Annotated in this window: 12 protein-coding genes; 3 read left to right on the forward strand and 9 right to left on the reverse strand. The window is 68.9% G+C overall.

Features of this window, described 5'->3' with window-relative positions; genetic code table 11:
- The first annotated feature begins 1 nt into the window (after position 1).
- Positions 2 to 760, forward strand: coding sequence for a hydrogen peroxide-dependent heme synthase (gene hemQ, locus ABKW26_RS02110; protein WP_348590762.1), 759 nt, complete (start codon positions 2 to 4; stop codon positions 758 to 760).
- 84 nt (positions 761 to 844) lie between these two features.
- Here the strand turns inward: hemQ and ABKW26_RS02115 are convergent, their stop codons facing one another.
- The 8 genes from ABKW26_RS02115 to ABKW26_RS02150 form a co-directional block, all read right to left on the reverse strand.
- Positions 845 to 2,035 carry a Glu/Leu/Phe/Val dehydrogenase gene (locus ABKW26_RS02115; protein WP_348590843.1) on the reverse strand — a complete coding sequence of 397 codons (1,191 nt, stop codon included), beginning with the start codon at positions 2,033 to 2,035 and terminating at the stop codon, positions 845 to 847.
- Positions 2,036 to 2,209: 174 nt separating this feature from the next.
- Positions 2,210 to 3,013, reverse strand: a complete 804-nt coding sequence (locus ABKW26_RS02120; protein WP_348590763.1) for an aldo/keto reductase — start codon at positions 3,011 to 3,013, stop codon at positions 2,210 to 2,212.
- Between the two features lie 50 nt (positions 3,014 to 3,063).
- On the reverse strand, positions 3,064 to 4,119 hold the full coding sequence (locus tag ABKW26_RS02125) for a LacI family DNA-binding transcriptional regulator (RefSeq protein ID WP_348590764.1): 1,056 nt from the start codon (positions 4,117 to 4,119) through the stop codon (positions 3,064 to 3,066).
- Between the two features lie 54 nt (positions 4,120 to 4,173).
- Entirely contained in the window at positions 4,174 to 5,655 is a 1,482-nt protein-coding gene (locus tag ABKW26_RS02130; RefSeq protein ID WP_348590765.1) for a GH1 family beta-glucosidase, read from the reverse strand.
- On the reverse strand, positions 5,652 to 6,560 hold the full coding sequence (locus ABKW26_RS02135; RefSeq protein WP_348590766.1) for a carbohydrate ABC transporter permease: 909 nt from the start codon (positions 6,558 to 6,560) through the stop codon (positions 5,652 to 5,654). Before ABKW26_RS02135 ends, ABKW26_RS02130 begins: the two co-directional genes overlap by 4 nt.
- Positions 6,557 to 7,573, reverse strand: a complete 1,017-nt coding sequence (locus ABKW26_RS02140; protein ID WP_348590768.1) for a sugar ABC transporter permease — start codon at positions 7,571 to 7,573, stop codon at positions 6,557 to 6,559. The genes ABKW26_RS02135 and ABKW26_RS02140 overlap by 4 nt, the downstream gene beginning before the upstream one ends.
- Positions 7,574 to 7,710: 137 nt before the next feature.
- The gene (locus ABKW26_RS02145) at positions 7,711 to 9,015 is read right to left on the reverse strand and encodes an extracellular solute-binding protein (protein WP_348590769.1); all 1,305 of its coding nucleotides are present in this window, start codon (positions 9,013 to 9,015) and stop codon (positions 7,711 to 7,713) included.
- A 304-nt stretch (positions 9,016 to 9,319) separates the two neighbouring features.
- Positions 9,320 to 9,832, reverse strand: a complete 513-nt coding sequence (locus tag ABKW26_RS02150; protein ID WP_348590770.1) for a DUF2505 domain-containing protein — start codon at positions 9,830 to 9,832, stop codon at positions 9,320 to 9,322.
- Between the two features lie 107 nt (positions 9,833 to 9,939).
- On the opposite strand from ABKW26_RS02150, the gene ABKW26_RS02155 reads away from it, so the two are divergent.
- Positions 9,940 to 11,397 (forward strand): histidine kinase N-terminal domain-containing protein, encoded by a 1,458-nt coding sequence (locus tag ABKW26_RS02155; RefSeq protein ID WP_348590771.1) that lies wholly within the window; start codon positions 9,940 to 9,942, stop codon positions 11,395 to 11,397.
- Between the two features lie 125 nt (positions 11,398 to 11,522).
- Here ABKW26_RS02155 and ABKW26_RS02160 read toward each other — a convergent pair whose 3' ends face one another.
- Positions 11,523 to 11,771 (reverse strand): WhiB family transcriptional regulator, encoded by a 249-nt coding sequence (locus ABKW26_RS02160; protein WP_093183738.1) that lies wholly within the window; start codon positions 11,769 to 11,771, stop codon positions 11,523 to 11,525.
- 323 nt (positions 11,772 to 12,094) lie between these two features.
- Here ABKW26_RS02160 and ABKW26_RS02165 point away from each other — a divergent pair, with 323 nt between their 5' ends.
- Positions 12,095 to 12,556: a hypothetical protein gene (locus ABKW26_RS02165; protein WP_348590772.1), complete on the forward strand. Its 462-nt coding sequence runs from the start codon at positions 12,095 to 12,097 to the stop codon at positions 12,554 to 12,556.
- The last annotated feature ends 48 nt before the right edge of the window (positions 12,557 to 12,604 follow it).

Below are 12,604 nucleotides of genomic sequence, written 5' to 3' on the forward strand. Positions count from 1 at the left end.
TATGACCGAGACCGGCCACACCCACCACCGCGCCGACACCGGCGAGGAGATCAGCACCGAGCCCATCAACCAGGCCGTGCGCTACGCGATGTGGTCGGTGTTCTCCACAGTCCAGACGCTCCCGGTGGACGCGGACGAGCGCCGTGCGCTCGTCGACGACGCTCTCGCCGCGGTCGGTGGCGAGGCGACGGGCGCCGAGACGGAGCTCACGGTGCGCGGCTGGTACGACGTCGGTGGGCTGCGCTCGGACGCAGACCTCATGGTGTGGTGGCACGGCCCCACGATCGAGTCCGTCCAGGGCGCTTACCAGCGCCTGCGTGCCTCCGAGCTCGGCCGCCACCTCGAGCCCGTGTGGTCCGTGGCGGCGCTCCACCGCCCGGCGGAGTTCAACCGCGGCCACATCCCGGCGTTCATGGCCGACGAGGCTCCGGGCGACTACATCTGCGTGTACCCGTTCGTGCGGTCCTACGAGTGGTACCTGCTGCCTCCGGAGGAGCGTGGCACCATGCTCCGTGACCACGGCATCGCTGCCGCGGGCTACAAGGACGTGCGGGCCAACACGGTCTCGGCCTTCGCGCTCGGCGACTACGAGTGGATCCTCGCGTTCGAGGCTGCGCAGCTCGACCGCATCGTCGACCTCATGCGTGACCTGCGGGCCACCGAGGCGCGGCGTCACGTGCGTGAGGAGCTGCCGTTCTTCACCGGGCCGCGGACCGACCTCCACGCCTGGGCCGACCGCCAGCCGCAGTCCGACCAGTGACGATCGACCCGGTCGGGGAGCCCCGACCGGGTCGATCAGCGTGCGTAGGTGCGCTGCCGTGGGCTGCCAGGGGCGCGGCGACCGTCAGGGATAGAGCCCGCGGATCTGGTGTGCTTCCGCGACCCGCTTGACCCCGATGACGAGGGCCGCGTCACGCAGGGTCAGCCCCTCGCGCTGAGCCAGCCCCGCGACGTCCGCGTACGCAGAGCGCATCCGACCGGCGAGCTTCTCCTCGATCTCCGCGAGCGTCCACCAGTAGGCCTGGTTCGCCTGGACCCACTCGAAGTAGGAGACGACGACACCACCCGCGTTGGCGAGGATGTCCGGCACGACGACGGTGCCCTGCGCGGCGAGGATCGCGTCCGCCTCCGAGGTCGTGGGACCGTTGGCGCCCTCGACGACGAACCTTGCCCGGACGTGGGGTGCGGTCTGCGCGTTGACCACCCCGTCGACTGCGGCGGGGACGAGGACGTCGACCTCCAGGGCGAGCAGGCGTGTGTTGTCGATGGGGTCCGCGTCGTCGAAACCGACGACCGAACCTGTCGCCCCGACGTGCTCGAACAGCCGCGTGACGTCGAGTCCCGCAGGGTTGTGCACCCCGCCGAACTCGTCGGTGACGGCGACCACGCGCGCACCCTCGTCGGCGAAGATCGCCGCGGCGTGCGACCCGACCTTGCCGAAACCCTGGATGGCGACCGTCGCTCCCGCGAGCTCGGCGCCCGCCTCGGCCAGCGCCGACTGGGTGACGTGGACGACTCCGCGTGACGTCGCCGTCGGACGACCGAGCGACCCGCCGACGGCGAGCGGCTTGCCCGTGACGACCGCCGGGATCGTGTGGCCCTTGCTCACGGAGTACGTGTCCATGACCCAGGCCATGGTCTGCTCGCTGGTGCCCATGTCGGGCGCCATGATGTCGTGCTCCGGGCCGATGATCGGCATGATCTCGCTCGTGTAGCGGCGGGTCACCCGCTCGAGCTCGGCCTGGCTGTACTCGTGCGGGTTGATCCCGACCCCGCCCTTGGCACCGCCGTAGGGGAGCTCGACGATCGCACACTTCCACGTCATGAGCATCGCCAGCGAACGGACCTCGTCGATGTCGACGCTCGGGTGGTAGCGCAGACCGCCCTTCCCCGGTCCGCGGGAGATGTTGTGCTGGACCCGGAAGCCGTGGAAGAGCTCCACCCGGCCGTCGTCGCGCCGGAGCGGGACGGCGACGTTGATCTCGCGGCGTGGTGTCGCGAGCATCTCGTGCAGCCCCTCGCCGTACCCGAGGATCTCGACGGCCCCGGTGAGCTGGCCGAGTGCGTTCGCCCATGCGGGCGAGGTCGTCGCGGGAGTCGGCCTCGTTGACGTGGCGAGCGGCTGCGGGGTGGATGTCACCGTGCGTGTGGTCACTAGGGCTCCTTGTCGGAGGGCGGTCTGCTCGGCCTGGTCCGGCCTACGGTCAAACTACCGTTCCGCCACCTCCGTGGCGATGCCGAGGCCGTCGACGAGCGCGATCTCCTCCGCGCCGAGCGTGATCTCGAGGGCGCGGAAGTTCGAGGCGATCCGCTCGGGCGTCACGGACTTCGGGATGACGACGAAGCCGTGGTCGATGTGCCAGCGGAGCACGACGTGCGCAGGCTCGACCCCGTGGGCAGCAGCGACCTGGGCGAGCACCGGGTCGTCGAGATCGGTGCGCTTGAACGGGCTGTAGCCCTCGAGGACGACGCCGCGTGCACCGAGCTCGGCAGCGAGGGTGGCGTCGTAGTCGGTGGGGCTCCAGGGGATCTGGTTGATGGCCGGGGTCTCGCCCGTCGCCTCGGTCAGCTCGTCGATCTGCGTGGGGGAGTAGTTGCTCACGCCGATCGACCGGGCCAAGCCCTCGTCGCGCAGCTCGCGGAACTGCTGCCAGACCTCGGGGCTCGCCTTCGCGTGGGGAGGCCAGTGGACGAGCCAGAGGTCGACGGCAGCGAGGCCGAGCTTCTGGAGCGATGCCTCGAGGGTCTCACGCTCTTTCCCGGCGTTGTCCGGCGGCAGCTTGGTGGTCACGAAGATGTCGTCGCGCGGCACGCCGGAGTCGGCGATCGCGCGACCGACCTGCTCCTCGTTGCCGTAGGCCGTCGCGGTGTCGATGTGCCGGTAGCCGGTCTCGAGAGCGTGCAGCACGGACCTGTATGCGTCGTCGCCCTCGGACTGCCAGGTGCCGAAGCCCAGGAGGGGGATGTCTCCTCCGGGCAGAGGCGTGGTGGGAGTGGGAGATGGTGTGGTCATCGCTCCAGTCTGCCCCGGGCCGGGCAGGCACGCAGGCCGACTGTTCGCGCTCAGGTCGAGGAGCGTTCCACGAGCTCGGGGGCGAGCACCATGTGGCCGTCGTCCATGACGACGGACGAGATGTCGGCGGGTGGGTCGTCGAGGTCCCCCGTGCGCAGGACGCCGAGCCTCGCCAAGAGCTCGTCCGTGGCGTACCGGGCCATGCGGACGACCGGGTTGCAGATCGTCGTGAGTGCGGGGACGGTGCCTTCGGCGACGCCGAGGTCGTCGTAGCCGACGACCGCGACATCGTCAGGGACGGACCGCCCGTGCTTCGCGAGGACGCGCAGCGCCCCGACGGCCATGAGGTCGGAGGCGGCGAAGACCGCGTCGACCGTCGGGTCGGCAGCCAGGATGGCCTCCATCGCCACGATGCCGGCCGCGGTGGTGAAGTCCCCGCCGGCGAGCGGCCCCTCGGGCAGCCCCGCGCCGGTCAGCGCGTGGCGCCAACCGGCCTGACGGTCCTCGCCGGCCGTCATGTCGGTCGGTCCGGAGATGTGCGCGATGTTCGTGCGGCCCCGGTCGACGAGGTGCTGGGTGGCGAGGACACCCCCGGCGAAGTTGTCGACGTCGACGAACCGCAGTCCGGGGAAGACCTTGAACGGGCGACCGACGAACACCGCCGGCAGCCGGGAGACGTCGATGACGCTCTCGAGGTCGTCCTTGCGGTGGTGCGAGACGACGATCGCCCCGTCGACGTGGCCGTTGCGCAGGTACCGACCCATGCGCCCGCTGCTCTCGCCGGGCTTGTCGATGAGCAGGACGAGCTGGAGGTCGGTGTCCTTGAGCGACGCGTTCATCCCGCGCAGCGTCGCCGCGAAGAACGGGTCGCTGAGCACCCGCTCGTCCGGCTCGGGGACGACGAGCGCGATGGAGTTCGTCCGGCGGGTGACGAGCGAGCGCGCCGCCCGGTTCGGGATGTACCCGAGCCGGGCGATCGCGTCGTCGACTGCCGCTTGTGCTTCTGGGGAGACCCGAGAACCGCCGTTGATGGCGCGCGAGGCGGTGGAGCGTGAGACTCCGGCCGTCTGCGCCACTTCCTCCAGCGTGGGGACGTGCGTACTCATTGGTCTCCTCAGGGCCGACGTCGTCGTCAACCGGTGTCGAGCAGAGCTGCTCTCTTACAGGGTGACGTCCGCGGCGGCGTTCAGCGTGTTCGTGCGTGCTACCTCTGCATACCATGCCCCGCTGGCCTTGATCGTCCGTTCCTGCGTCTCGTAGTTCACGCGGACGATGCCGAAGCGCTTGTGGTAGCCCCACGCCCACTCGAAGTTGTCGAGGAGGGACCAGGCGAAGTACCCGCCGACGTCGGCGCCCTGAGCGATGGCGTCGTGCGTCGCCCGCAGGTGGACGTCGTAGAAGTCCAGGCGGTTCTGGTCGTCGACGTAGTCGTCCGCGTCGGCGACGTCGTCGTACGCGCAGCCGTTCTCGGTGACGAAGAGCCGGGCGCCCGCCGGGCCCGTGTACTCCTCCTGCAGGCGCAGCAGGAGGCGCGTGAGTCCTTCTGGCTGGATCTCCCAGTCCATGTCGGTGACGGGGAGGCCTCGTGGGTGGACGTACACACCGTCCGCCGCCGGGTAGGGCGACGAGGTGGGGCGCTCGACCGGCGCGTCTCCGACGAGGGCGGAGGTCGGCGGGGTCTTGCTCACGGCCTCGCCGTGGTAATAGTTCACGCCGAGCGTGTCGATCGGTGTCGAGATGATCTCGAGGTCGCCGTCCTTGACGAGGGACAGGAAGCCGTCGGCGAGACCGACCTCGTCGAGGTCCTGGAGGAGGTCGACCGGGTAGGCACCCTTGAACACGGGGTCGGCGAAGACGCGGTTGAACTGCGCGTCGATGCGGCGTGCGGCATCGACGTCCTCGGGGCTCGAGGGGTCGACGGGGTCCGCGACCGTGAAGTTCAGCGTGAGCCCGAGGTTGGCGTCCGCTGCTCGCGAGCGCAGCTCCTGCGTCGCGAGCCCGTGCCCGAGCATGAGGTGGTGTGCTGCCGCGAGGCCGTCCGGTCGCGACTGGCGGCCCGGCGCGTGCACACCGGCCGTGTAGCTGAGGAACGAGGAGCACCACGGCTCGTTGAGCGTGGTCCACACCCCGACACGGTCCCCGAGAGCCTCGTGCATCGTCACCGCGTACTCGGCGAAGAGGTACGCCGTGTCGCGGTTCGCCCAGCCGCCCTTGTCCTCGAGAGCCTGCGGCAGGTCCCAGTGGTAGAGCGTGAGCCAGGGAAGGATGTTCTTCTCGAGGAGGGAGTCGACGAGGCGCGAGTAGAAGTCGATCCCCTTCGGGTTGATGCCGCCGGGGCCGGCGACGCCGTCGGGGCGGACGCGCGACCACGAGGTCGAGAAGCGGTAGGCGCCGATGTTCATGCTCTGCATGAGCGACGTGTCGGCGTCGTACCGGTTGTAGTGGTCGCACGCGACCTCGCCGTCGTGACCGTCGAGGACGGCTCCTGGGACCGTGCAGAAGGTGTCCCAGATGGAGTCGCGACGTCCGTCGACGTGGCCCGCGCCCTCGATCTGGAAGGCGGCCGTGGCGGCTCCCCAGATGAATCCTTCGGGGAAGGTGAGGGGGCCGGCGGGGTCGGAGGTGCTCGAGGTGGACGTCATCCCTTGACTGCTCCTTGCATGATGCCGGCGACCAGGTGGCGGCCCGCGAAGATGAAAACGAAGATCAGCGGAAGCGTGGACAGAAGCACCCCGGACATGATGAGGGCGTAGTCCGTGAAGTAGTTCGCGTTGAGCAGCTGGATCACCATCGGGAGGGTCGGGTTGTTCGACCCGAGGATGATGAAGGGCCAGAAGAACATGGTCCAGCTGCTGATGAAGGTGAAGAGCGCGAGCATCGCCGCAGCGGGTCGTGCGGCGGGCATGGCGATGTGCCAGAAGGTCCGGATCATCGATGCCCCGTCGACACGTGCGGCCTCGATGAGCTCGTACGGCAGCGCGCTCTCGAGGTACTGCGTCATCCAGAACACACCGAACGCGGTCACCGCCCCAGGGACGATCACGGCGATGAGCTTGCCGGACCAGCCGAGCTCGGACATGACGATGAACAGCGGCACGATGCCGAGCTGGACCGGGATCGCCATCGTCGCGATGACGAAGACGAGGAGCGGGCCGCGGCCACGGAAGCGGAGCTTCGCGAAGGAGTAGCCGGCGAGCGTCGAGAAGACGACCACCGAGACGGACTGGATGACAGCGACGATCACCGAGTTGACGAAGCCCTTCATGAGCGGGATGTTCGACTCGAAGACGCGCTGGAAGTTCTCGAACAGCTGACCGTCCGGGATGAGGCTCGGCACCGGGTTCGCCGCGATGGTCGTCTGATCGGTCGACCCGAGGAGGAGCGTGTAGTAGATCGGGTACGCCGAGATGAGGATGACCACGCTGAGGATCGCGTAGGTGACCCACCCGGGACGGCGGTCGGGACCTGCGAGCTTGACGCGTCGACGCGCCGCGGAGCGGGCTGCGCCCTTGCCTGCTGTCTGGGCGATGACGGGGATGGAGCTCATCGCTTCCTCCGGTTGCTCGAGCTGGAGCGCTTGCGCTGCTTGGGGGCGGTCTCGCCGGTCGACGAGATCCTTCTGGTGATCATGAAGTTGATGAGGCCGATGACCACGATGATGAGGAAGAGGATCCACGCGACGGCTGAGGCACGGCCGAAGCTCTTCTGCGGCCCCCATCCGAGCTCGTAGAGGAACATCGTGACGGTCATCCACTGCTGGTCCGAGCCGCCACGGCCGGTCGAGTCGAACATGCGGGGCTCGTCGAAGATCTGCAGCCCACCGATGGTCGCGGTGATGATGACGAAGATGAGGGTCGGGCGCAGCTGCGGGATCGTGATCGAGAAGAACTGCCGGAGCCGGCCGGCGCCGTCGAGGATCGCGGCTTCGTAGAGCTCGCGGGGGATGGCCTGCATCGCGGCGAGGAAGATGAGGGTGTTGTACCCGGTCCACCGGAAGTTCACCATCGTCGCGATCGCGAAGTGGCTGGGCAGGACCTCGGCGTGCCAGCGGACCGCGTCGATGCCGACCGTGGCCAGCAGCGCGTTGATCATGCCGGACTCGTCGGCGAACATCCGGCCGAAGATGAGGCCGACGGCGACGGGGGCGACGACGTAGGGGATGAGGACACCCATGCGCCAGAAGGTCTTCGCGCGGATGTTCGCGCTGAGGAGAGCGGCGAGGATGAGCGCGGCGACGACCTGCGGGACGGACGAGAGCAGGAAGATCGAGAAGGTGTTGCGCAGCGCCTTGAAGAAGCTCGGCATCTCGACGACGTCGGCGTAGTTCTGCATACCGACGAAGTCGCCCTTGCCATACAGGAGGTGCCAGTCGAAGACCGACACGTACGCCGTGTAGAGGAGCGGGAAGAGCCCCGTGATCGCGAAGAGGATGAAGAACGGCGAGATGTAGAGGTAGGGAGAGAGCTTCACATCCCACTTGCCCGCCGTCTGGCTGAAGGCGATGCGCCGCGGCGCGCGATCGACCTCGCGCGAGGGCTTGGGTGGCGACAGGACGGCCATGGGGTTCCTTCTGGCATGCGCGGGCCGGGCCCGCGTCGTTGAGCAGGGGCGTGATGCATCGGGCGCCGCCGGGTGGTGCTTGTCCGGCGGCGCCCGATGTGTGTCGTTCAGGTGGTGCTCAGCTCAGCCGACGAGGATCAGAGACCCAGCTCGTTGAAGCTCGTGATCGCCTTGTCCCATGAGCTCGCGGCATCGTCGGTGCCGTCGACGTCGACCCGGTTGAGGGCGTCGTTGACGATCTGCTGGAGCGAGAAGTACGCCTGGCCCTTGAACGGCGGGACCGGGTTGACGGCCTCGGCGCGAGCCTTGAAGATCTCGCCGACCGGCGCGTCGTTGAAGAAGTCGTTCGTCGTGGCGAGCAGGGCCTCGTCCGTCTGGACCTCGACCTGGCTCGGGAAGTTGCCGGCCTCGGTGAACGCCTTGAGCTGCTGCTCGGGAGCGGTCAGCCAGAGGGCGAGCTTCTTGGCCTCGTCGACGTTCTTGCCCGACGACGGGACGGTGAGGAAGGACCCGCCCCAGTTGCCACCACCCTCGGGGAAGACGTCAGCGACGTCCCAGCCGACGACGCCGCCGGCCTCGGACTCGATGGACCCGGTCATCCAGGACGGGCAGATCATCGTGGCGAACGCGTTATTCTGGAAGCCGGCCTTCCAGTCGTCTCCCCACATGGCGAGGTTCGCGGAGAGCTCCGCGGACTCCGTGAGGATCGTGTCGTAGCGCTCCTTGATCTCGGTGTTCTCGGCGAGGTCCATGACCTCTCCGGTCTCCGGGTCCTCGTACGCCGCCTCGAGCTGGCCGACCTGGGCCTGCATGATGGCGACGGCGGAGTCGTACCAGGCGGAGTCGGAGGCAGCCGTGAAGGTGCGACCGACCTCGAAGTACTTCTCCCACGTGGCGTTCTCGCCACCGAGGAGCTCGGCGACCGCGGCGCGGTCGGTCGGCAGACCGGCTGCGGCGAAGAGGTCGGAGCGGTAGCAGATGGCCTCCGGGCCGATGTCCGTGCCGAGCCCGATGAGCTTGTCCTCGGCCATGCCCTGCTCGAGCTTCCAGTCGAGGTAGCGGCCCTCGACCTCGGGTGCGTCGAGGTCTTCGAAGCGGTCCGCGAGCGGCGTGAGCTCCGGCATCCAGTCGATCTCGATGGCCTCGATGTCCGCGAGGCCGTCGCCACCGGCGGCGAGACGCGTCGTGAGGTTGGTGCGGGCGTCGCCCGACTCGGCGGCCTTGACGTGCTCGACGGTGATGTCGGGGTTCGCTGCCGTGTACTCGGCGAGGAGCTCGTCGGTGTACCCGAAGTTGTTGAACGTCGCGACGGTGAGGGTGATCTTGCCGTCGGCGTCCTCGCCACCCGCGTCGCTGTCGGAGCATGCGGAGAGGGTGAGGGCGAAGATGGATGCGCCGGCGACCACCGTGGTCAGTCGGCGCGTACGGGTGCTACGTGTCATGTCGAGGACTCCTTTGTCGACGGGTGCGGCACCGCTGCCGCGGGTTCCTGTCAGTGAAGTTCACGAGACGGACACGGGGGTGGGTCCGTCTCGTCGAGCGTGCACGAGTGTGATCCCAGTCTCTTGGGAGCGCTCCCATGCGTTAGTGGTGATCCTCGTGGGAGCGATCCCACACTGTCAAGCAGCCGTCCGGCGCAGAGCGGTGAAACGCTTGCGGAAAACCTATAACCGCAGGTCGGAGGGCTGCGCTCGCGTCGACGTATGCCAAATTGTTACGCAGAGCGAGCGCCCGAGCGCTCCCGTGTCACATGTCGCGGTCGCCGGCGATCCACGACGCAGCGCACCGAGCTTCTTCGAGGAGAGCCTGCTCGATCGCGTCGGCGGCAGCCTTCTCCACAGCAGTTCCGAAGAGGGGGAGCGAGCTCTTGATCTCACCCGAGTACGTCATGACGGACCCGTCGTCGGACGGCGAGAGCAGGATGGACCCGGTCATGCGCACCGGTGCACCGGTGATGTCGACGGCGACGGTGCCGTGACGGTCGCCCTGCGGGCCGGCGTGCGGCTCGGCCCACGCCTCGGTCTGGCGGATCTCGAGCTCGCTGCCGACCACCGGGCGCACGTGCGGAGGGATGAGGTCGCTCGAGATCGTCCGACGCACGGCGGAGGTGAAGCTGCCGTCCGCCCCTGAGGTGACGTCCACCTGGACGATCCGTGAGCCTGTCCGCTGCGCCCGGTAGCGGATGAAGTCCTCGTCGTTGACCAGTCGGACGACCGCGTCCGTCGCCACAGGGAACTGCAGGTCAATGCTGATGCGCATCGGATTCTCCTTCGGGCGGTCTCGTCACACGAGCCTACCCAACGTCGTTCGAGGTGCGTCGGGTCCGGTGCCCGCCGATGGTGCGTAGGCTCTGAGGTGTGTCGACCATGAGTGATCTCGTATCCAAGCACGCCAGCCTCGCAGCGCCCGACGTGGAGTGGCTCCACCTGCTCGTCGGTGACTGGCAGCAGATCTCGGACCTCGCGTTCGCCGACCTCGTGCTGTGGTTGCCGACCGGTGACGGCGGCTACGTGGCGGTCTCCCAGTGCCGACCGAGCACGGGCGCGACCGTCCACTACGACGACATCGTCGGGACGTTCGCTCCCGAGGGCTTGCGCCCCCAGCTCGAGAGGGCGATGGCGGAGGAGACGACGCAGCGTTCCCGGGAGCCGCGCTGGTTCGGCACCTACGCGGTGCGCGAGGAGGCCGTGCCCGTGGTGCACAAGGGTCATGCCATCGCTGTCGTGGCCCGCCAGACGAACCTCGGCAGCGGCAGGACACCGAGTCGGCTGGAGCTCAACTACGTCGAGGCCGCGGACGACCTCATGAGCATGGTCGCGTGCGGCGACTTCCCCTACCCTGATGCGGCGACGGGCCCGAGGCGTGGGGCGCCGCGCGTCGGCGACGGTCTCATCCGCCTCAACTCGGAGGGCGAGGTGCTCTACGCGAGCCCGAACGCGCTCAGCTGCTTCCACCGGCTCGGCGTCATCGGCGCGCTCGTCGGCGAGTCCCTCATCGAGGTCACGGCGAACCTCATCGAGCACAAGATGCCGGTCGACGAGTCGATGCCGCTCGTCGTCATGGGGCGCGCACCGTGGCGCACGGAGATCGAGTCGCGCGGGGTGTGCCTGTCGGTGCGCGCCGTGCCGCTGACGGACCGCGGCCAGAGGATCGGTGCCGTCCTCATGTGCCGCGACGTCTCGGAGCTGCGTCGGCGCGAGCGCGAGCTCATCACCAAGGACGCCACCATCCGGGAGATCCACCACCGGGTGAAGAACAACCTCCAGACCGTCGCTGCCCTGCTGCGTCTCCAGGCCCGCCGGATGAAGCTGCCGGAGGCCAAGGAGGCGCTCGAGGAGGCGATGCGACGCGTCGCGACGATCGCCCTCGTCCACGACAGCCTGTCGCAGACGCTCGACGAAGAGGTGGAGTTCGACGTCATGGTCGGCCGTGCCCTGCGCCTCGCGGCCGACGTCGCGTCGGCGGACGTCAGCGTGCGCACGGTGGCGAGCGGCTCGTTCGGTCTCGTGCCCGCGCAGGACGCGACGGCACTGGCGCTCGTCCTCACCGAGCTCGTGACGAACGCGGTCGAGCACGGACTGACGAAGGTGGGTGGCGGGACGGTCGAGATCAACGCGCAGCGGGACGGGACGCACCTGCTCGTGACGGTCTCCGACGACGGCGTCGGCATGGGGGCGGGGCCCACGCCGACCGGCGGGCTCGGCACGCAGATCGTCAGGACCCTCGTGACGAACGAGCTCCAGGGGTCCATCGAGTGGGCGGCGCGAGCCGAGGGCGGCACGGTCGTGACCGTCTCGATCGAGCTGCGTGGCGTCCGCGCCTGACCAGACGCGACCCTGCCTGACCGGAGACAGCCTCGACGGAGCTGTCCTGCACGGACTGGGCGGGAGACAAGACGCAGAAGAGGCCCGCCCCTTGCGGGACGGGCCTCTTCTGCGGTTGCGGTGCGTCAGCTGGCGCGGCGTGCGCGAGCGGTCCGACGCTTGAGCGCGCGTCGCTCGTCCTCGGACAGTCCGCCCCAGACGCCTGCATCCTGACCGGACTCGATGGCCCACTTGAGGCACGTGTCGACGACGTCGCAACGACGGCAGACGGCCTTCGCCTCGTCGATCTGGAGGATCGCAGGACCTGTGTTGCCGATCGGGAAGAACAGCTCGGGGTCTTCATCAAGGCATGCTGCGCGGTGACGCCAATCCATGGGATCTCCTAGGCAGGGGGCGCCGACCCGCGAAAAAGTCGGGTGGCGCGCACAGGGGGTGGTTGTAACTGCTGGTAACTAGGTTCACACCCCGACCGAGGGGTGCACAAGGGTTACGACGAGGTTTCTAGCAGATGACCGGTGAGGCCTTGGTCACATTGCTGGTCATCAAGTCCGCTCGACTGGGGTATAAGCCGTCGGCTTCACCCGACCGGAACTGCGGAATTCCGCCGTTCTCGAGTGCTGGCGGGCTGCTTCCCGGTCGAGACCGGCCTGGGCGCGGAGGCGTGCGGCGGGCTCCGTGCGCTACTCTCGCCTCAACCATGGCTGACGACCCTTCCACCGCTCCGGCGGACGACGATCCTGCTGGTCGATCCGGTCCGGGAGCCCCGCGTCCGGCAGCGGTGACGTGGGTCGCGACCGCACTCGGGGTCGAGGCGCTCGTCCTCGCCGGTCTCGCGGTCGTCGGCGTGCTCGACCTCTTCGGTGGCGGAGACAGGGCCGTGGGCCTGGCTCTCGCTCTCGCGGTCGCTGCCCTCCTGGTCGGCTGGCTCCTCGGAGCCTGCGCCCGGGGTCTCCTCGTCGGCCTGTCCTGGGTCCGAGGCCCGGCGATGACCCTCCAGATCCTCGCGCTGCTCGTCGCGCTGAGCCTCGTCCAGGGTGGCCTGCGTGCGCTCCCTGCCGTCGTGGCGGGCGTGGCGGGAGCGACGTTCGTCGGGCTCGTGCTCCCGGCCGTCGCCCGCTACACCCGGCGGGACACGCTGCCGTTCGCCGACGAGGACTGACCGCAGGACCTGGCACGTTCGGACCTTGCCCGTTCGGACCTCGCGACC

It is taken from the genome of Sanguibacter sp. 25GB23B1, from assembly GCF_040012415.1.
GTDB lineage: Bacteria > Actinomycetota > Actinomycetes > Actinomycetales > Cellulomonadaceae > Sanguibacter.

Coding starts and splice junctions, on each gene's coding strand:
- hemQ (WP_348590762.1), top strand. CDS start 2: ATGACCGAGACCGGCCACACCCACCACCGCGCCGACACCGGCGAGGAG.
- ABKW26_RS02120 (WP_348590763.1), bottom strand. CDS start 3,013: ATGACCACACCATCTCCCACTCCCACCACGCCTCTGCCCGGAGGAGAC.
- ABKW26_RS02125 (WP_348590764.1), bottom strand. CDS start 4,119: ATGAGTACGCACGTCCCCACGCTGGAGGAAGTGGCGCAGACGGCCGGA.
- ABKW26_RS02130 (WP_348590765.1), bottom strand. CDS start 5,655: ATGACGTCCACCTCGAGCACCTCCGACCCCGCCGGCCCCCTCACCTTC.
- ABKW26_RS02135 (WP_348590766.1), bottom strand. CDS start 6,560: ATGAGCTCCATCCCCGTCATCGCCCAGACAGCAGGCAAGGGCGCAGCC.
- ABKW26_RS02140 (WP_348590768.1), bottom strand. CDS start 7,573: ATGGCCGTCCTGTCGCCACCCAAGCCCTCGCGCGAGGTCGATCGCGCG.
- ABKW26_RS02145 (WP_348590769.1), bottom strand. CDS start 9,015: ATGACACGTAGCACCCGTACGCGCCGACTGACCACGGTGGTCGCCGGC.
- ABKW26_RS02150 (WP_348590770.1), bottom strand. CDS start 9,832: ATGCGCATCAGCATTGACCTGCAGTTCCCTGTGGCGACGGACGCGGTC.
- ABKW26_RS02155 (WP_348590771.1), top strand. CDS start 9,940: ATGAGTGATCTCGTATCCAAGCACGCCAGCCTCGCAGCGCCCGACGTG.
- ABKW26_RS02160 (WP_093183738.1), bottom strand. CDS start 11,771: ATGGATTGGCGTCACCGCGCAGCATGCCTTGATGAAGACCCCGAGCTG.
- ABKW26_RS02165 (WP_348590772.1), top strand. CDS start 12,095: ATGGCTGACGACCCTTCCACCGCTCCGGCGGACGACGATCCTGCTGGT.